Genomic DNA, 17,446 nt, shown 5'->3' with positions numbered 1-17,446 from the left:
TGCCGCGCTAGCCGGTCTTGCGCGCCGGCTCCGGCGCATTGGTGCGGCCGACCAGCGCGGAATACTGCCCGATCGGAGCGGGCTTGCCGATGAAATAGCCCTGCACCGCGTCGCAATCCTCATCGGCGAGGAAACCGAGTTGCTCCTGGGTTTCCACGCCCTCCGCGACAATCGACATTCCAAGGCCGTGGCCAAGTCCAACCACCGCGCGAACGATCGAGGCGGATTGTGGATTGCGCCCGAGATGCATGACGAAAGCGCGGTCGATCTTGATTTTGTCGAACGGAAACGCCTGCAGATAGCTCAATGAGGAATAACCGCTGCCGAAATCGTCCATCGAAACGCGCACGCCGAGCGCCTTCAGCCGGCGCAGCAGCGCCAGGCCGCGGTCGAAATCTTCGATCAGCACGCCTTCGGTAATTTCCAGTTCCAACCGGCCCGGCGCGAGGCCGGTTTCGATGAGAATCGAGTGCACCAGACCGACCACATCACCATGCATGAACTGCGCCGGCGACAGGTTGACCGCGATTTGCAGCGGCTTCGGCCACGAGGCGGCCTCCCGGCAGGCTTCGCGCAAAATCCATTCGCCCATTTCGACGATCAAGCCGCTTTCTTCCGCAATCGGGATGAAATCGCCCGGCGGGACGAAGCCGCGGACCGGATGCAGCCAGCGCGCCAGCGCCTCGAAACCGATGACTTCGCTTTCGGCAACCGTATGCCGCGCCACCGCCTGCGGCTGATAGTGGAGCGAGAGCTCGCCGTTCCTGATCGCGAGCGAGAGATCCTGGTGCAGCACGCGGCGATCGCGGATCTGGGCGTCCATCTCCGGCTCGTAGACGCTGATCGAGCCGCGGGATTTTGCCTTGGCGCGGAACAGCGCCGCACCGGCATTGGCGAGCAGCGATGCGGCGTCCACACCGTTATGCGGGAATATCGAGATGCCGGTGGTCAGGCCGGTGCGAACCGATTTGCCGTCGATCGGGAACTCGTTCGACATCGCTTCAGCGAGCTGCTCCGCCAGCGCCCTTCCGGCCGCGGGTTGCTTGCCGTCGATAATCAATCCGAATTCGTCGCCGCTCAGCCGGGCAACGACGCCGCCGCGCGCCGAGGCCTGGATGCGGCGCGCCACTTCGACCAGCAGCTTGTCGCCGATCGCGTGGCCGAACACGTCGTTGATTTCCTTCAAACCATCGAGATCGACGCAGAGCACCGCGAATTCTTCGTCCGAGCCGGCGCAGGCTTCGATCATCTGCGCGAGCGCCTGCAGGAACGCCGCGCGGTTCGGCAGATCCGTCAGGCCGTCGTGATAGGCCATATGCGCCATCCGCGACTCGGTCTGGCGCCGGTCGGTAACATCCTCGTGGGTCTTGATCAGATATTGCGGCTCACCGGCCTCGTCGAGCACCGTCATGCGCCGCGTCAGGAACAGGCGCAGGCCGTCCTTGGTGCTGATCGGATGCTCTTCGGTGAGCAGGCCGCGCTTCTTGATCGCCGCTTCGTCGCGCGCGATGATCAGCTTGGCTTCTCTCGGATTGAAAATATCGGCAGCCGTCAATCCGGTGGCATCCTCGCGCCGCCGGTTGAGGATGGCCTCGGCGCCGCGATTGGCGAGCAGGTATCGTCCGTCGCTGACGCGCTGGACGATCAGTGAAACCGGAATGTTATCGACGACCAGCTCAAGAAACTTCTTGGTATTTTCGAGTTCCTTGGAGAGCGATTTGCGGTCGGTGACATCGTCGAACATCGCGATCAGGAATTCAGGCTGGTTGTTCTGGTCACGCGCAATCACGCGATTGCTGGAAAGAACGCGTTTCTTCGAACCGCGCTCAACGGCGAACTCGGTGCGGTACTGGCCCTCCGGCGAATCGAGCGCCGCCCTGTCGGCCTCCGCGATGCTCGCCGCCGTGGCGGGCTGGAAGATGTCTTCGCCCCGTTTGCCGACGATGTAGTCGCGGGAAAAGCGGGAGAAGCGTTCGAACGCGCGATTGGCAAAAATGTAGCGGCCGTCCTCGATGCTCTTGGCGGCCACGCATACCGGCACATTGTCGAGCACCGATTCCAGGAACTGCTTGGTCGACGCCAATTGCCGGGAGAGCTTGCGCTGTTCGCTGCAATCCTCGTGCGTCGCCACCGAGCCGCCATTGGGCAGCGCGAAATACCTGACCAGTACCGACCGCCCCTCGGGCAGGCCGGTAACGAGGCCTTCCGGGGTGCCGGCGTTGGTATAAAAGTCCTCGGTGCTGACGTCGAGCAAGCCACGCTCGCGGCGAAGCGCCAGCAGGTCCGGCCCGGTCATGCCTTCGAAGATATCCGAACGCGACAGCCCGTAGATATCGAGGTAGCGATCGTTGCAGAATATGATCCGCCGCCGCGAATCCGTCATCACCACGCCCTGGCTGAGATTGTTCAGGGCGGAGCTGACGAATGCGTTTCTGCGCAGTTGCAACCGCTTGAACTTGCGCAGCGCCGAGGCGATCCATAGCGCGACGGCTCCAACAAAGGAGCAGACCACGATGCCGCCAATCAGCATTTCCCAAATCATATCGGGGCCGGCCGAGCCGCCATAACCGGACGGCGCAAGGTCACCGGACGCAGCGCATGCGGCAGCAAACGGCACGACGGTGCCGGTTAGGCACACGACGGCCCGTGCGGACATTTGAACCTTGCCGCCTGCCTGCCAGTTCTTGTCAGCCATCAGTCACTCGCGGAATTTCTGCGCCGGAGTGTCTGGCTTCACGGGTTTGGATCGGGTAAACGCGTACCCCTACAACTCAAAAATGTGGTTCAAATTACGGCAATTGCCCTGACATGATTAACGCATCCCTAACGGCCGCCCGGTCAGGAAAACCGTCCCAAAAGAAAGTCCCAGAATCGCTCGAAAGGTCATCACAAACAACGCGATAGTATGTGAAATGCTATTGACGCGGGGCGCGCGCCAACCCACCAAGGGGCGCGCCAAATTGTTTGAAATGCGGTCGAGTAGCCAACAATCCCGGATTCGTACTGAGAATGGACAGAGTTGATTGCGTCGTAATCGGTGCGGGGGTGATCGGTCTTGCCGTCGCCCGGCGGCTGGCGAAAGCGGGCCGCGAGGTCATCATCCTGGAGGCGGCCGAAGGCATCGGCACGGTCACGTCATCGCGCAACAGCGAGGTGATCCACGCCGGCATCTATTATCCCGCCGGAAGCCTGATGGCGCGGATGTGCGTCAGCGGCAAGCGCGCCCTCTATGAATACTGCCGGGAGCACGGCATCCCATATCGCAATTGCGGCAAGCTGATCGTCGCGACGACGCCGAAGGAAACCGAAAAGCTGCAATCGATCCGGGCTCACGCCGAGGCCAATGGCGTGCTGGATATGCAAACCCTCTCGGGCGACGCCGCGCGCGCATTGGAGCCGGTGCTGAACTGCGACGCCGCCCTGCTCTCGCCTTCCACCGGCATCATCGACAGCCACGCCTATATGCTGGCGCTGCGCGGCGAAGCCGAGGATTCGGGCGCGGCCTTCGCCTTCCACACGCCGCTATTGGCGGCCAAGGCGGTTGCGGACCGGATCGAGATCGACGCCGGCGGCGATGCGCCGATGAGCATCGAATGCAGCCTCCTCATCAACGCGGCGGGACTGGCTGCACCCGCGGTCGCCCGCAGTATCGATGGCATGCCGATCGACCTGATACCGCGGGCCTATCTCGCCAAGGGAAACTATTTCAGCTGCAGCGCGCGGGCGCCGTTTTCGCATCTGATCTATCCGGTGCCCGAACCCGGCGGGCTGGGCGTTCACCTTACCCTCGACATGGCGGGGCAGGCCCGCTTCGGCCCCGACGTGGAATGGGTCGATAGCATCGATTACGCCGTCGATCCGGCGCGGGCGGAGCGGTTTTACCCGGCGATCCGGCGATACTGGCCGACGCTGCCGGACGGCGCCCTGATGCCGAGCTATTCGGGAATTCGTCCCAAGATCGTGCCGCCGGCGGTCGCCGCCCAGGATTTCCTGATCCAGGGGCCGCAGGACCATGGCGTCGCCGGGTTGATCAACCTGTTCGGTATTGAATCGCCGGGACTGACTTCATCGCTGGCGATTGCGGATTACGTCGGCGAAATGGCCGGAATATAGGCGTCGTCCGCGCCAGCTCCCGCCGACGCCGCGTAACCGCCAACAGGGATCGTGATGCCTGCCTAAGCAGAGCATCCGGTCCCCCCAATGATCAGAAGAATACTGCGGTACACCTCATCGGATCGTCCGCTTCGCGGACGCTGACGACGATGTCGTGGAGGAGCTGTCCCGATTGCTAATGCAGCGTTTCGCTCGCCGTTTGTCTGAGACGCTCGATCTCGTCCTTTACCATTAGTTTCCGGCGCTTTAATTCGACAATTTGCAGGTCGTCTGTGGAAAGATGCACGAGAGCATCGTGGAGTTCGTTTTCGAGAATCTTGTGTTTACGTTCCAGTTCAACAAGATGCGCCTGCATCGCCATACCAAACCTCCTCGGTGGAATTAAACCTCAGGTTAGATCCGGACAGTGAAGTCTACACCCGCCCTCGAATCTGTCGATAGGTATCGAAACTCGCCTGCTCATATTTCGCTGTTATCTGTAACCAATCGTGAGTATGGAACCTATGAGTGTCCCGATCTCCGGGTTAGCCCCGCATGCGGTTCGCAGCCGGCTTGCAGACCGTCACGGCAGGAACGATATTCTTTTGAAACCTCACAACCCTCGCAACCGCATCGCGCTTTTCGGCTAACATAGACCATGACCGACGAAGATGAGCGGGAACTCGAACTCGAGCTGGCACGGCTGCAACAGGAGCACCGCGATCTCGACGCGGCGATCGATGCGCTGCATCAATCTCCCGCACCGGACTTGTTGCGCCTGCAAAGGCTGAAAAAGCGCAAGTTGCAACTGCGCGACCGCATCGCCTTTATCGAAGACCAGATCACGCCCGATATCATCGCATAACGATGTCGACCCGGAATGCGGCGTCAGGCCGCAGACCTCGGATGTTATGGCCCCCGCGGAATGACGACGTTCACTGGCCGATTGTCAACTCTCGCAACACGCCGGTCACCTGCGCCGCATTATAGGGTTTCGGCAGAAACCTTCCGCCTTCGGGCAAATCCGCTTGCCCCACATTAAGACCAGAGGTCGCGATAATCTTGATCGGAGGCCAGCGGCCCCGGACCGCGCGGGCGAGTTTCAGGCCGTCCATCGAGCCGGGCATCTGGATATCGGTAAAAACCACGGTGATGTCGGGGCGCACTTCCAGAATTTCGATCGCTTCGTCGGCATTGGCTGCTTCGACCACCGTGAAGCCGGCAGCGGAGATCATGTCGACCGCGTCCATTCGCAACAGAAACTCGTCCTCGACGATCAGCACCACGGGTCTGCTGGACTCGACTAGACCCATAGTGTCACTCCCTGCGAATACGCGATAAGCGCCGGATATTGTTTTAGTTCCCGCGTCACGGATTTCTCGACAGGTCGTTGGGCCTGCGTTAGCGTTTCTGTCGGGATTTCATTGAAAGATAATTCTTGAAGGATATTCATGGCGACCGACCTCAGCGCGGACATCGCCGCCGTGCAGGGTATCGCGGCGGTTCCACGCATTCTGGAAGTGGTGTGCCGGTCCACTGGCATGGGCTTCGCCGCGGTGGCGCGCGTCACCGAGCAGCGCTGGGTGTGCTGCGCGGTGCGCGACGAGATTGACTTCGGCCTGGTGCCCGGCGGCGAACTCGAGGTCGAAACCACCATCTGTCACGAGATCAGGCAAAGCCACGAAGCCGTCGTCATCGACAACGTTGCCGAGGACGCTAGCTTCAGCGGGCATCATACCCCCGCGAAATACGGCTTTCGGAGCTATATCTCGACGCCCATCATCCTCGCCGACGGCACGTTTTTCGGCACCTTGTGCGCGATCGATCCGCGGCCGGCGCGCCTGAACACGCCGCAGACAATCGGCATGTTCAAATTGTTCGCGGAATTGATTGCGACTCATCTCGAGGCGGTCAATCGGCTTATCGCCAGCGAGGCCACGCTGTTGAGCGAGCGCGAAACATCGGAATTGCGGGAGCAGTTCATCGCCGTGCTCGGCCACGATCTACGCAACCCGCTGGCCTCGATCGCCGCCGGCACAAAAATGCTGGCACAGGATAATTTGCAGATACCTGCCGGCGAGATTCTTGGGTTGATGCAGAAAAGCGTCGCGCGGATGTCGGTCCTGATCGACAACGTGCTGGATTTCGCGCGCGGCCGGTTGGGCGGCGGAATTGCGCTGAGACGCTCGCCGCAATCGCTGGAGCCCGTTCTGAATCAAGTGATCGCGGAGCTTCGCGCCAGCTCGCCCGGGAGCCAGATCGAAACTGCCTTCAATTTGACGCAGCCGGTCGATTGCGACGGCGGCCGCATCGCCCAGCTGTTTTCCAATCTGCTCGGCAATTCGATCGCCCATGGCACGGCCGCGATCCCGGTCCGTGTGGATGCAACGACACAGAGCGGCGAGTTCGTATTGTCGGTCACCAATTCCGGCGAGCCGATCCCGGCGGACGCCATGGGCCGGCTGTTTCAGCCGTTCTACCGCGTGTCCGCGCAGGACTCCCCGCAGGGTCTGGGATTGGGGCTCTACATCGCCTCGGAAATCGCGCGAGCCCATGGCGGCACCATCGACGTCGCCTCCTCGCCGGAACAAACGCGATTCACGTTTCGGATGCCGCTGCCATGAAATCGAAACCGGCGAATCCGGGCTTCGATTAGATTCGTGTGGGCCGGGAAAACCCGAAGCACCCATGCGTGGACGGAAGCCCGGCATGTGAAACGGCGCTGGCCCTGGCCCGTATCTCGCGCGCGGCGCGAATGATCCTCCAGATTAGCCGCGCCGCAGGCGGCCTCGCCTCACCAGCGCGAGGCGAGGTCGTTTGTCGAGGACCGAGGTTTCAATCAATGACCACCCGAACATGACCGGCGGCAATGTTTTGCTGCGGATAACTGAGGGCGAGTGAACGAAAAATGCTGCATCGGGGCCCCGGCCAGCTTGACTCCGAGAGAACAAAATAGGAACATCATCGCCGTCGTTTCCAGCGATCGGAGATCTTGCCATGTCCGAACCTTCCACGCCGCCTGAGGTCAGCCATTACGAGCAGGCCTGCGACCAGGCGATTGCGATGTGCAATGGGAACATGCGCAGCACCATCAAGGCGCTGATCATGGCCAACGAATACCTGGAAGCGGAATTAACGGAATTGCAGGCGGCTTTGCAGGCGGGCGCGCCCGTGAGATTGCCGGGAGCCAGAATTGTCAAAGCCGAGGGCAACGCCGCCTGAGCCACGCTATCGGGAGCAACGCCATGGCCGATGTCACCTACTACGTCGCGCTGCCTTTCCTTCAGGACGATGCCGGCGCGCCGGTCGCCGGAGCTGCGGAAGAATGCCAGAGCTCGTCGGCGGCATTGCGGCGCGCCGAGCTGCTATCAAGGGCCGCAGGCTGCATCGGCGCGGTCGCTTTCAGCCGCACCGGCGATCCCATGATCGGCGAATTCGGCGACGCCCAGTTGCTGAGGAAGTTCGGCAACGTGCCGGATGATCTGAGCACGCTGTAAGGAGCTCACTCAGAGTCTTGCTCCTGATTCCCTTTGTTTGACGCGTTTTCTTCACGCGAACCGGCATCCACTTCGCTTGAAAACGCTTCGACATCACGCTTCGTGCCGCCTCTGCGCCTTGCGCACATACATCGCGCAGTCGGCCTCCTCCAGCGCTTTGCCGGCTTCCGTATGGGGTCCGAGAATGGCGACGCCGGCGGATGCGCCCGCGCTGACGGGACGACCGCGAAACACGAAGGTGAGCCGGTCGACGGCTTCTTCCAGCGATGCCGCCTTGGCGTGGGCATCGGTCTCGCTCAGGTTCCACAACAGCAGCGCGAACTCGTCGCCCCCGAGCCGCCCGATCACATCGGAGGAACGCACCTGGGCGAGCAGCGTCGCCACGATGGCTTTCAGCACCTGATCGCCCGCGGCATGCCCGAACGCATCGTTAATCGGCTTGAGGCGATCGACGTCGAGCACGATCAACGCACCGCTGGCGCGATAGCGCTTGATGTAGGCGATCGCGCGATTCAGCTCGCGTTCGAAACCGCGCCGGTTCGGAATATCCAGCAGGAAGTCGATATCGGCGGAAGCCTGCAATTCGTCGATTTGCGCCAGCGCTTTCGCCAATTGAGCCCGCAGCCTTCGAATGGCCGGTTTGGCATCATCGGGCGCGACCGGTAACCGAACCGCAGGCGCCGCCGAGCCCTTCCGCCGCCCGCGCTCGAGAGCCACCTTTGCCGCCCCGCCGCCGCTTTTGCGCCGTTTGGCAGGTTTTGACGCGGGAACCTTGGTTTTCTTCTTCATGAAAGTGCCTGGAGCTCAGTTCTGATTAACTGGCCCCACCTCGCTCGAAAACACTATTAGAGGCTTGCCGGGATTCACCAAGACAGGATAGTCCATTCCTGATCCCTTGCCACGCCTTGCCGAACCTCCGGCCGAACCTATAATCCGGCCTATGCTTTTGGATTCCCGAAAAGAATTGACCGCATGACCGCGCCTGTAGCCATCATCATGGGAAGCCAGTCGGACTGGGAAACCATGCGCCATGCCGCCGAGACCTTAACTGCGCTCGGGGTTGCCTCCGAAAAACATATCGTCTCAGCGCACCGCACCCCGGATCGGCTGTTCGCCTTTGCCAAGGGCGCCAAGGCGGCCGGCTTCAAGATCATCATTGCCGGCGCCGGGGGCGCTGCGCATTTGCCGGGCATGACCGCGGCGCTGACCGAGCTTCCGGTGTTCGGCGTTCCCATTGAATCCAAGGCGCTGTCCGGCGTCGACTCACTCTATTCCATCGTCCAGATGCCGGCCGGGATTCCGGTCGGAACATTGGCGATCGGCAAGCCCGGCGCCGTCAACGCCGCCCTGCTCGCGGCCAGCGTGCTGGCGCTCAGCGATCGCGCGCTCTCGGGCCGACTGGTGGCCTGGCGCAAGCAGCAGACCGACGCCGTCGCCGAGCGCCCGGAGGAATCGGCGTGAGCGAACCACGACAGGTGAAGCTGAAGCCCGGCGACACCATCGGCATCCTCGGCGGCGGCCAGCTTGGCCGGATGCTGGCGATGGCGGCGGCGCGGCTTGGCCTGCGATGCCGGGTGTTTTCTCCGGACCCCGATTCGCCGGCATTCGATGTCGTGCTGAATGCGACGTGCGCGGAATATGCCGATGTCGAGGCGTTGGAGCTGTTCGCCGGCGATGTCGACGTCATCACCTATGAATTCGAGAATGTACCGGCGGCTTCCGCGATGATCCTCGCGGCGCGGCGTCCGGTGTTGCCGAACCGAAAAATCCTGGAAACCACCCAGGATCGCCTGGCGGAAAAGGATTTCATCAGACAGCTCGGCATCGGCACCGCCGACTATGCCGATGTCTCATCTGCGGCAGCGCTGCGGGCCGCGATTGCGAAAATCGGCCTTCCGGCCGTGATCAAGACCCGCCGCTTCGGCTATGACGGCAAGGGCCAGACGATCATCCGCGAGGGCGACGATCCCGAGCAAATCTGGGCGGACCTCGGCACCAAATCGGCGATCCTCGAGGCCTTCATTCCTTTCGAACGCGAGATCTCGGTGATCGCCGCCCGCAGCGCCGATGGCCAGGTCGAATGTTTTGACGTGACCGAAAACGAGCACAGCGATCACATCCTGAAAACCTCCCGCGTGCCGGCCGCGATCTCCGATGCGCTGGCGGCGCAGGCACGCGGCGTTGCGGAGAAGATCGCAAACGCCCTGAACTATGTCGGCGTGCTCGCGGTCGAGTTGTTCGTGGTGCAGGGGGATGGCGGGCCGAAAATCCTGGTCAACGAGATTGCGCCGCGGGTACACAATTCCGGGCATTGGACGCTGGACGGCGCCTCCATCTCGCAATTCGAGCAACATATCCGTGCCATTGCCGGCTGGCCGCTGGGCAAGCCCGTTCGTCACGGCCAGGTCACCATGACCAATCTGATCGGGGACGAAGTCAACGGCTATGAGCAATGGCTGACCGTTCCGGGCGCAACCGTGCATCTTTATGGCAAGGGTTCGCCGCGGCCGGGCCGCAAAATGGGGCACGTCACGCAGGTTGCAACGGGGTCGTGAAAAATCGCCCGACCGGGATCAAATTACCGAATCCGACCTTTCGGCCTCACATAAATGCGCTGCCACAGGTGGACATTCCCACCTTAGTCTGATACATCCGCGCGCTTAGGGTTAAGGGCTAGGCTTTTTGCCAGCCCTTATACTTTACCAGAATTCCAATCCGATCCACTGAAAGAGGATGCCGCGTGCAGGTTCTCGTTCGCGATAACAATGTCGACCAAGCCCTCAAGGCGCTGAAAAAGAAGATGCAGCGCGAGGGTATTTTCCGCGAGATGAAGCTCCGCGGCCATTATGAAAAGCCCTCCGAGAAGAAGGCCCGCGAAAAGGCTGAAGCTGTGCGCCGCGCGCGCAAGCTCGCCCGCAAGAAGCTGCAGCGCGAGGGCCTGTTACCGATGAAGCCGAAGCCGGTATTTGGCGCAGGTCCGGGTGGCGAGCGCGGTGGCGCTGGCGGCCGTGGTGGCCCGGGCGCCGGTCCGCGCGGACCGCGCTGATCCAGAAAACTGAAATCATCTGCTGATTTCATGATTTCAAGAGATTTGAATCCAATAACGCGGGCCTTGGGCCCGCGTTATTTTTTTGACCGATAGGTCTTGTGAAGCGGCGCTACGGCGCCAGCGCTGATCAGGCTATTGCGGCAGGACCGCGTGAAACACCGACTTCGCAGCCGACAGCATGTCCTCGGCCACGTTCTTGTGTTCCTGCGGCGCGGGCTGTCCGGTCTCGGCACGCAGATCGAGCGGACGCGCCAAGGGAATGTCGGCCGGCGGCGTCGGGCGGCGGGGATCGTCGATCTGCGCCGAGGTCGGATAGGGCTGCGTCGGTGACGGCGCTGCGGCCGGGCCGAACGACTCGCCCCCGTTCGGCGTGGCGACCATGATCGGCGGCGGAAGCGGCCGAACGGCCTGTGGCTGTGCTTGCGGCGCCGATCCGATTCGGGGTCCGGCGTCCGGGGCACGGGCGCCTTCCTGCGCATGCGGCGAAGCTTCATTATTTGGGCCGCGCAGGCGCTCGATCACGGCTCGCGCCAGATCGTTGGCGTCGCGATGGTCCTCCGGCGTAACCGCAGCCTCGACCGTCGGGGCCGGATTGGCCGGAACGACCGCAGGTGCTGATGTCGACGCGGCAGGCTGCACCGCCGGCGAGGCCGTCAATGGAATCGTCCGGATGGCCGTCTTTTCACGCGGCGCGGGCGTGTGCCGGCGCGTGTCAGCCGGGATGCTCGCCGTCTCCGCCGGCTTGTCGTCGGTCTTCTCGGCGGATTTTTCGGGCGACTTCTCTTGCGGCTTTTCCTGAGCCTGGGCCTTTTCCTGGGGTTTTTCCTGCGGCTTTTCTTGAGGCTTATCGACGGCTGATTTGTCGAAGATCGCCTTTTCGGAGATCCCCTTCGCCCTCACGCCCGCCTGGGGAATGTTGGCGAGGTCGGTGGATGTCTCTTTTTTGGGATCTGCCGAGGACACCGCGGCGGCAACCGGCGCGTCGGCTGCAGGCTTGGCCGTGATGTAATGATTGACGATGTAGGCGCCGATGATGGTCGCCGCCACCGAGGGCAATATGTCCGAAGCGAACTTGGAAAGATATTTCAGCATGCCGGCCACTCCCCGCCTGGGTTTGATGGGGAAACTTTGAGGCACATTGAGGGATCAACTGCGACGGATCGGAGGCAATTGGTAAACGTAGATTAACGGTGCCGCTATGGTTTCAATTCGACTTCCAGGAACACGATTTCGTCAGCGGTTTCATTGAGTACGTCGTGCTGGACGCCGGCCTTGCGGAAGTAGGATTTGCCGACCCCGAGCTGGGCCTTGGAACGCTCCCCGCTGGGCGCCACAATGGTCATTTCGCCCGAGGTCACGGGAACAATCACGTAATCCATCTCATGGGTGTGATGACCGGTCGCGCTGCCCGGCGCCAGCCGCCACTCGGTGACGCGAACTTCGGCGGTATCGACCTGAACGTCGGACTTGGCACTGATCATGGTCGCTTATCCTCCAAACAGTCAGGGCACGAATACCAGGAACACGAAGACCGCAAATACCACCAGATGAAGCAGTCCGAACAGGATGTTGGTGCGGCCGGTTCCGAAGGTGAGCATACTGAGGATGAACGTCAACACCAGAAGCACGATCTCGCGCTCCTGCAGCCCGAGAATCAGCGTCTTCTCCAGGGTGTAGGCCGCTACCGCCACCGCCGGGATCGTCAGCCCGATGGTCGCGAGCGACGACCCCAGCGCCAAATTGATGCTCTTCTGCAGATCATTGTTGCGTGCGGCCGCAAGGGCGGCGACGCTTTCCGGCAACAGGATCAACAGCGCCACCAGAATGCCGGCAAAAGCCGGGGGCGCGCCGATCACGGCTGCTCCGGCATCGACCACCAGCGAGAATTTTTTCGCCAACAGCACCACCGCCAGCAGCGAGATCAGCAGCAATCCAGTGCTCAGCAGCAACGGATGGCCGGAGGCCGGCGCGGCGTGATCGGCGGCATCCGCCCTCTCGCTGATGAAATAATCGCGATGGCGGATGGTCTGGGTATAGAGAAACACGCCGTAAAGAACGATCGTCACGATGCTGACGAAGCCAAGCTGCGCCGCCGAGTAGAACGGTCCGGGCGTCGTCAGCGTGTAGTCAGGGAGGATCAGCGTGATGGTCGCGAGCACGGCCAGCATCGACAAATAGAGATTGGCGCCGGAAACCTGAAAATCCTGCTCGCGATAACGCAGACCGCCGACGAGAATGCAGACGCCGACGAGCCCGTTGCACACGATCATGACAACCGCAAAGACCGTATCGCGCGCCAGCGTCGGCACCGCTTTTTCGCCAAGCATGATGGTCGCAATCAAAGCGACCTCGATGACCGTGACGGCCAGTGTCAGCAGCAGCGTGCCATAGGGCTCGCCGATCGTCTCGGCAATCACCTCGGCGTGATGCACGGCCGCGAATACCGTGCCGAACAGGATGACCAGCAGCACGGCCGCGAACAATAGCCCGGCCGGTGATGGCGCGAAGGTGTAGTCGAGCACTGTGACGAACGCGAAAAGCACGACCGCCAGCAGGGGAAACAACCAGGCCGATTTCGGCATTGGGCCGTGCACGCTCATGTGATCGCATCCTCGACGCCCGGGCACAGGCGATGCGCCGAACAATAGCAGCGATCAACCGTTTGAAGCATCCATGAAATGATGAGCGGTTTCGATCGCACCATAATCATCCAGATTGTCGTGGCCGCCGCCGGCAAACCGCACGAACTGCTTCGGCTCATGCGCGAGCGCAAACAAGCGTTCGCCAAAGCCTATCGGAACGACGGAATCGCGCTCGCCATGCATGATCAGCAGCGGGGCCGTGACGGCTGCGATACGTTCATCGGAGCGGAATTGATCCCGCAGCAGCCAATGCACCGGCACGGCTCGAAACAGCGGGCGCACGCCGGCGACATCCGCAATCGACGTATAGGGCGCTTCCAGGATCAGCTTGCCGATCGGATGCCCGGCAGCCAGGGCCACCGCAACGCCCGTACCGAGCGAGAATCCCCAGACGACAATTTGATCGGCTTTGTACCGCGCGGCGGTGAAGGCGTAGACCGCTGCGGCATCCTGCAACAGGCCCTGCTCGGTTGGCTCTCCGCCCGAACCGGCGTAGCCGCGATATGACAGGACGACGAGCCCGGTCCCGTCAGCGGTGATGCGGCGAAAACGGCTGACGCCTCCGGCGAGATAATCGCCATTGCCGGGAAAATAGATGACGACCGCGTGCCCCGGCTTTGCCGGAACGTGCCAGATGATGACCTTTTCGCCGTCAGCCGTGGGCAGGACGTGTTCTTCGGCTTCGGGGAAACCCGCAGCATCAGGCGCCGTTCGCGCTGTCACCGGGATCGGAAAGACGAACGAGCGCTGCGTGAAAAACAACACGGCTAGGCCGCCGACATAGCCGATCAAACCGAGAAGGAGGAGCCATTTGAGGATGGTCATGGCTCCCTGTGGACGGCCTTACATCGCCTTGACGATGTTCTCGGTCATCTTCTTGGCGTCGCCGAGCAGCATCATGGTGTTGTCGCGGTAGAACAGGGGATTGTCGATACCGGCATAACCTGAAGCCAGCGAGCGCTTGATGAACATCACGGTGCCGGCCTTCCAGACCTGCAGCACCGGCATGCCGTAGATCGGCGAGGTCTTGTCTTCTTCCGCCGCCGGATTGGTGACGTCGTTGGCGCCGATCACGAAGGCGACATCGGCTTGGGCGAATTCGGAATTGATGTCCTCGAGTTCGAACACCTCGTCATAGGGCACGTTGGCCTCGGCGAGCAGCACGTTCATGTGGCCGGGCATGCGGCCGGCTACGGGGTGAATGGCGTATTTCACCTCGACGCCTTCTTTCTTCAGCGTATCCGCCATCTCGCGCAGCGCGTGCTGGGCCTGCGCCACCGCCATGCCGTAGCCGGGCACGATGATGACCTTCTGCGCGTTCTTCATGATGAACGCGGCGTCATCGGCGGAGCCGAGCTTGACCGGACGCGCTTCCGCCGTGCCAGCGCCCGCAGCCGCGGTCTCGCCGCCAAAGCCGCCGAGGATGACCGAGATGAAGGAACGGTTCATCGCGTGGCACATGATGTAGGACAGGATCGCGCCGGATGAGCCGACCAGCGCGCCGGTGATGATGAGCGCGGAATTGCCGAGCGTGAAGCCGATGCCGGCCGCGGCCCAGCCGGAATACGAGTTCAGCATCGAGATCACGACCGGCATGTCGGCGCCGCCGATCGGGACGATCATGAGCACGCCGAGCGCCAGCGCGAGAATGACGATCAGCCAGAAGTCGAGCGCGCTGCCGGAGATCACGAGGCCGACGATGAAGAACACCAGCGCTACGGCAAGTGCGACGTTAATGAAGTGGCGGCCGGGCAGGATGATCGGTGCGCCGCTCATGCGTGCCGACAGCTTCAGGAACGCGATCACCGAGCCGGTGAAGGTCAGCGCGCCGATGGCGACGCCGAGCGACATTTCGACCAGGCTCTGCGGATGGATGTTGCCGGGCGTGCCGATGTCGAAGGCTTCCGGCGCATAGAAGGCGCCTGCCGCGACCAACACCGCGGCCATGCCGACCAGCGAGTGGAACGCCGCGACCAGTTCCGGCATCGACGTCATCGGCACCCGGCGGGCAATGACCGCACCGATGCTGCCGCCAATGGCGATGCCAAGGATCACCAGCAGCCAGGCCATGCCGTCGGCCGGCGGATGCGACGCCAGCGTGGTCGCAACCGCGATCGCCATGCCGATCATGCCGAAGAAATTGCCCTGGCGGCTCGATGCCGGGCTCGACAATCCACGCAGCGACAGGATGAAAAGCACACCTGCCACGAGATACAAAACTGCAGCGAGATTGGCGTTCATCTAGAGGCCCCCATTGACTTCGTCACCGCGAGATGCGCGCCGTTCACTTGGTTTTCTTCTTGTACATCGCCAGCATGCGCTGGGTGACTAGGAAGCCACCGAAGATGTTCACGCAGGCGAAGATCAGCGCGATGAAGCCGAAGCCGCGTGCCCAGCCGCTGCCGCTGGAGATCATGCCGACGCCGACCGCGAGCAGTGCACCGACCACGATCACCGAGGAGATCGCGTTGGTCACCGACATCAGCGGCGTGTGCAGCGCCGGCGTCACCGACCACACCACGAAATAGCCGACGAACACGGCGAGCACGAAAATCGACAACCGGAACACGAAGGGATCGACGGCCTGCGCGATATGCTCCATGGCTTCTCTCCTGTTAACCCGTCATTCCGGGACGGCGCAGCGCGACGGACCTGGAATCCCGAGATTGGTTTGCGACGGAGATTCCGGGTTCGCCTCTTCGAGGCGCCCCGGAATGACGAAAGAATGTCGTTCGCGCATCATCGTTCATGCGTTCTTCGGCTGGAAATTCGGATGGATGACGGCGCCGTCCTTGGTCAAGGCGGTCGCCTTCACCAGTTCGTCATCCCAGTTCACGGCGAGCGCCTTGGTCGATTTGTCGACCAGCGTCTCGATGAAGGAAAACAGGTTGCGCGCGTAAAGGCTGGACGCCGACGCCGCGACGCGACCGGCCACGTTGGTAAAGCCGACGATCTTGATGCCATCGACATCGGCGACTTCGCCCGCTTTGACGCCTTCGACATTGCCGCCGCGCTCGACCGCCAGATCGACCAGCACTGAACCCGGCTTCATCGACTTCACCATGTCCGACGTCACGAGACGCGGCGCGGGCCGGCCTGGAATCAGCGCTGTGGTGATGATGATGTCCTGCTTCTTGATGTGCTCGGCGGTCAGTGCCGCCTGCTTGGCCTGATACTCTTTCGACATTTCCTTGGCGTAGCCGCCGGCGGTCTGGGCGTTCTTGAATTCCTCGTCCTCGACCGCGAGGAATTTGGCGCCCAGGCTTTCGACCTGCTCTTTGGTGGCCGGCCGCACGTCGGTCGCGGTGACGACCGCGCCCAACCGCCGCGCGGTCGCGATCGCCTGCAAGCCGGCAACGCCGACGCCCATCACGAACACCTTTGCTGCGGGAATGGTGCCGGCGGCCGTCATCATCATCGGAAAGGCGCGGCCAAACGACTCCGCCGCCTCGATCACCGCGCGGTAGCCGGCCAGATTGGCCTGGCTCGACAGCACGTCCATCACCTGCGCGCGGGTGATGCGCGGCATCAATTCCATCGCGAACGCCGAGACGCCGGCATCCGCCATCGCCTTCAGCGCGGCGTCGTTGCCATAGGGGTCCATGATGGCGATGACCAGCGCACCGCGCTTGTAGTTCGCAAGCTCGGAAGATTCGGGCCGCTTCACCTTGATGACGATGTCGGCGTCCTTCACCGCATCGGCGCTCACGGTGGCGCCGGCCGCGGTGAACTCCGAATCGGGCAGCCCCGATTTGATGCCCGCGCCCGGTTCGACCGCGATATCGACGCCCAGCGTCCTGAATTTTTTCACCGTATCTGGCGAAGCAGCGACGCGCGGCTCGGACGGATCGATTTCCTTGGCAACGGCAATCTTCATGAGGCCTCCGGCGGCGCGAGGCGCGCACGCGCAAGCTAGCGCTATTTCCGCAAGGATGGATACTGGTTTTGCAACCGGAATGCGGGCAGTTTTTCAGATCGCGTCATCGGCGGTGACAGCGCGAGCGGCAATCGATCAAGTCAGGAAAATCGCCATCATGGCGACGATGAAGATGACGGCGGCGGTGCCGTACTTCACCAGCTTGATGAAGCCTTCATAGGTCTGCTCATGGGCCGGATAATCGTTGCCGTCGGCGGTCGTGTAGGCCACTTCGTTATGTTCTGCCATT

General features: G+C 62.3%; 20 protein-coding genes. 8 read left to right on the top strand and 12 right to left on the bottom strand.

What is annotated here, in order from left to right:
* Positions 1-7: 7 nt before the first annotated feature.
* The gene (locus tag BLV09_RS29590; RefSeq protein ID WP_146689909.1) at positions 8-2,695 is read right to left on the bottom strand and encodes a sensor domain-containing protein; all 2,688 of its coding nucleotides are present in this window, start codon (positions 2,693-2,695) and stop codon (positions 8-10) included.
* A 269-nt stretch (positions 2,696-2,964) separates the two neighbouring features.
* On the opposite strand from BLV09_RS29590, the gene BLV09_RS29585 reads away from it, so the two are divergent.
* Positions 2,965-4,113: an NAD(P)/FAD-dependent oxidoreductase gene (locus BLV09_RS29585; protein WP_349536697.1), complete on the top strand. Its 1,149-nt coding sequence runs from the start codon at positions 2,965-2,967 to the stop codon at positions 4,111-4,113.
* 175 nt (positions 4,114-4,288) lie between these two features.
* Here BLV09_RS29585 and BLV09_RS29580 read toward each other — a convergent pair whose 3' ends face one another.
* On the bottom strand, positions 4,289-4,474 hold the full coding sequence (locus BLV09_RS29580) for a YdcH family protein (protein WP_100385695.1): 186 nt from the start codon (positions 4,472-4,474) through the stop codon (positions 4,289-4,291).
* A gap of 276 nt (positions 4,475-4,750) precedes the next feature.
* Between BLV09_RS29580 and BLV09_RS29575 the strand changes: the two genes are divergently transcribed.
* Positions 4,751-4,957 carry a YdcH family protein gene (locus tag BLV09_RS29575; RefSeq protein ID WP_100385694.1) on the top strand — a complete coding sequence of 69 codons (207 nt, stop codon included), beginning with the start codon at positions 4,751-4,753 and terminating at the stop codon, positions 4,955-4,957.
* Positions 4,958-5,027: 70 nt separating this feature from the next.
* Here BLV09_RS29575 and BLV09_RS29570 read toward each other — a convergent pair whose 3' ends face one another.
* Positions 5,028-5,405: a response regulator gene (locus BLV09_RS29570; RefSeq protein WP_100385693.1), complete on the bottom strand. Its 378-nt coding sequence runs from the start codon at positions 5,403-5,405 to the stop codon at positions 5,028-5,030.
* 138 nt (positions 5,406-5,543) lie between these two features.
* Here BLV09_RS29570 and BLV09_RS29565 point away from each other — a divergent pair, with 138 nt between their 5' ends.
* The 3 genes from BLV09_RS29565 to BLV09_RS29555 all read left to right on the top strand — a co-directional run bounded on the left by BLV09_RS29565 (position 5,544) and on the right by BLV09_RS29555 (position 7,589).
* Positions 5,544-6,716: a GAF domain-containing sensor histidine kinase gene (locus BLV09_RS29565; RefSeq protein ID WP_146689907.1), complete on the top strand. Its 1,173-nt coding sequence runs from the start codon at positions 5,544-5,546 to the stop codon at positions 6,714-6,716.
* A gap of 373 nt (positions 6,717-7,089) precedes the next feature.
* The gene (locus BLV09_RS29560; RefSeq protein WP_100385691.1) at positions 7,090-7,314 is read left to right on the top strand and encodes a hypothetical protein; all 225 of its coding nucleotides are present in this window, start codon (positions 7,090-7,092) and stop codon (positions 7,312-7,314) included.
* A gap of 23 nt (positions 7,315-7,337) precedes the next feature.
* Entirely contained in the window at positions 7,338-7,589 is a 252-nt protein-coding gene (locus BLV09_RS29555; RefSeq protein ID WP_100385690.1) for a hypothetical protein, read from the top strand.
* 93 nt (positions 7,590-7,682) lie between these two features.
* Here the strand turns inward: BLV09_RS29555 and BLV09_RS29550 are convergent, their stop codons facing one another.
* On the bottom strand, positions 7,683-8,378 hold the full coding sequence (locus BLV09_RS29550) for a GGDEF domain-containing protein (protein WP_146689906.1): 696 nt from the start codon (positions 8,376-8,378) through the stop codon (positions 7,683-7,685).
* A gap of 183 nt (positions 8,379-8,561) precedes the next feature.
* On the opposite strand from BLV09_RS29550, the gene purE reads away from it, so the two are divergent.
* The 3 genes from purE to rpsU all read left to right on the top strand — a co-directional run bounded on the left by purE (position 8,562) and on the right by rpsU (position 10,635).
* The gene (gene purE, locus BLV09_RS29545; RefSeq protein WP_100385688.1) at positions 8,562-9,050 is read left to right on the top strand and encodes a 5-(carboxyamino)imidazole ribonucleotide mutase; all 489 of its coding nucleotides are present in this window, start codon (positions 8,562-8,564) and stop codon (positions 9,048-9,050) included.
* Positions 9,047-10,144, top strand: a complete 1,098-nt coding sequence (locus tag BLV09_RS29540; RefSeq protein WP_146689905.1) for a 5-(carboxyamino)imidazole ribonucleotide synthase — start codon at positions 9,047-9,049, stop codon at positions 10,142-10,144. The genes purE and BLV09_RS29540 overlap by 4 nt, the downstream gene beginning before the upstream one ends.
* A 185-nt stretch (positions 10,145-10,329) precedes the next feature.
* On the top strand, positions 10,330-10,635 hold the full coding sequence (rpsU, locus tag BLV09_RS29535; RefSeq protein WP_100385686.1) for a 30S ribosomal protein S21: 306 nt from the start codon (positions 10,330-10,332) through the stop codon (positions 10,633-10,635).
* Positions 10,636-10,770: 135 nt separating this feature from the next.
* On the opposite strand, the gene BLV09_RS29530 is transcribed toward rpsU, so the two are convergent.
* The 8 genes from BLV09_RS29530 to BLV09_RS29495 all read right to left on the bottom strand — a co-directional run bounded on the left by BLV09_RS29530 (position 10,771) and on the right by BLV09_RS29495 (position 17,445).
* A complete protein-coding gene (locus BLV09_RS29530; protein ID WP_146689904.1) occupies positions 10,771-11,730 on the bottom strand; it encodes a hypothetical protein in 960 nt (319 codons plus the stop codon).
* Between the two features lie 104 nt (positions 11,731-11,834).
* Positions 11,835-12,119: a cupin domain-containing protein gene (locus BLV09_RS29525; protein ID WP_100385684.1), complete on the bottom strand. Its 285-nt coding sequence runs from the start codon at positions 12,117-12,119 to the stop codon at positions 11,835-11,837.
* Between the two features lie 21 nt (positions 12,120-12,140).
* Positions 12,141-13,238, bottom strand: coding sequence for a calcium:proton antiporter (locus BLV09_RS29520; RefSeq protein WP_146689903.1), 1,098 nt, complete (start codon positions 13,236-13,238; stop codon positions 12,141-12,143).
* A 54-nt stretch (positions 13,239-13,292) separates the two neighbouring features.
* Positions 13,293-14,105 carry an alpha/beta hydrolase gene (locus BLV09_RS29515; RefSeq protein WP_146689902.1) on the bottom strand — a complete coding sequence of 271 codons (813 nt, stop codon included), beginning with the start codon at positions 14,103-14,105 and terminating at the stop codon, positions 13,293-13,295.
* Between the two features lie 18 nt (positions 14,106-14,123).
* Positions 14,124-15,521, bottom strand: a complete 1,398-nt coding sequence (locus BLV09_RS29510) for an NAD(P)(+) transhydrogenase (Re/Si-specific) subunit beta (protein ID WP_146689901.1) — start codon at positions 15,519-15,521, stop codon at positions 14,124-14,126.
* Positions 15,522-15,564: 43 nt separating this feature from the next.
* Entirely contained in the window at positions 15,565-15,882 is a 318-nt protein-coding gene (locus tag BLV09_RS29505; protein ID WP_100385680.1) for a proton-translocating transhydrogenase family protein, read from the bottom strand.
* A gap of 144 nt (positions 15,883-16,026) precedes the next feature.
* Positions 16,027-17,157: a Re/Si-specific NAD(P)(+) transhydrogenase subunit alpha gene (locus BLV09_RS29500; RefSeq protein ID WP_146689900.1), complete on the bottom strand. Its 1,131-nt coding sequence runs from the start codon at positions 17,155-17,157 to the stop codon at positions 16,027-16,029.
* A 135-nt stretch (positions 17,158-17,292) separates the two neighbouring features.
* Positions 17,293-17,445, bottom strand: coding sequence for an aa3-type cytochrome c oxidase subunit IV (locus BLV09_RS29495; RefSeq protein WP_100385678.1), 153 nt, complete (start codon positions 17,443-17,445; stop codon positions 17,293-17,295).
* Position 17,446: the final 1 nt, after the last annotated feature.

The sequence above is a fragment of the Bradyrhizobium canariense genome (assembly GCF_900105125.1).
Lineage (GTDB): Bacteria > Pseudomonadota > Alphaproteobacteria > Rhizobiales > Xanthobacteraceae > Bradyrhizobium > Bradyrhizobium canariense_A.
This window is presented reverse-complemented; position numbering and strand designations above follow the sequence as displayed.

Coding starts and splice junctions, on each gene's coding strand:
- BLV09_RS29590 (WP_146689909.1), bottom strand. CDS start 2,695: ATGGCTGACAAGAACTGGCAGGCAGGCGGCAAGGTTCAAATGTCCGCA.
- BLV09_RS29580 (WP_100385695.1), bottom strand. CDS start 4,474: ATGGCGATGCAGGCGCATCTTGTTGAACTGGAACGTAAACACAAGATT.
- BLV09_RS29575 (WP_100385694.1), top strand. CDS start 4,751: ATGACCGACGAAGATGAGCGGGAACTCGAACTCGAGCTGGCACGGCTG.
- BLV09_RS29570 (WP_100385693.1), bottom strand. CDS start 5,405: ATGGGTCTAGTCGAGTCCAGCAGACCCGTGGTGCTGATCGTCGAGGAC.
- BLV09_RS29565 (WP_146689907.1), top strand. CDS start 5,544: ATGGCGACCGACCTCAGCGCGGACATCGCCGCCGTGCAGGGTATCGCG.
- BLV09_RS29560 (WP_100385691.1), top strand. CDS start 7,090: ATGTCCGAACCTTCCACGCCGCCTGAGGTCAGCCATTACGAGCAGGCC.
- BLV09_RS29555 (WP_100385690.1), top strand. CDS start 7,338: ATGGCCGATGTCACCTACTACGTCGCGCTGCCTTTCCTTCAGGACGAT.
- BLV09_RS29550 (WP_146689906.1), bottom strand. CDS start 8,378: ATGAAGAAGAAAACCAAGGTTCCCGCGTCAAAACCTGCCAAACGGCGC.
- purE (WP_100385688.1), top strand. CDS start 8,562: ATGACCGCGCCTGTAGCCATCATCATGGGAAGCCAGTCGGACTGGGAA.
- BLV09_RS29530 (WP_146689904.1), bottom strand. CDS start 11,730: ATGCTGAAATATCTTTCCAAGTTCGCTTCGGACATATTGCCCTCGGTG.
- BLV09_RS29525 (WP_100385684.1), bottom strand. CDS start 12,119: ATGATCAGTGCCAAGTCCGACGTTCAGGTCGATACCGCCGAAGTTCGC.
- BLV09_RS29520 (WP_146689903.1), bottom strand. CDS start 13,238: ATGAGCGTGCACGGCCCAATGCCGAAATCGGCCTGGTTGTTTCCCCTG.
- BLV09_RS29515 (WP_146689902.1), bottom strand. CDS start 14,105: ATGACCATCCTCAAATGGCTCCTCCTTCTCGGTTTGATCGGCTATGTC.
- BLV09_RS29510 (WP_146689901.1), bottom strand. CDS start 15,521: ATGAACGCCAATCTCGCTGCAGTTTTGTATCTCGTGGCAGGTGTGCTT.
- BLV09_RS29505 (WP_100385680.1), bottom strand. CDS start 15,882: ATGGAGCATATCGCGCAGGCCGTCGATCCCTTCGTGTTCCGGTTGTCG.
- BLV09_RS29500 (WP_146689900.1), bottom strand. CDS start 17,157: ATGAAGATTGCCGTTGCCAAGGAAATCGATCCGTCCGAGCCGCGCGTC.
- BLV09_RS29495 (WP_100385678.1), bottom strand. CDS start 17,445: ATGGCAGAACATAACGAAGTGGCCTACACGACCGCCGACGGCAACGAT.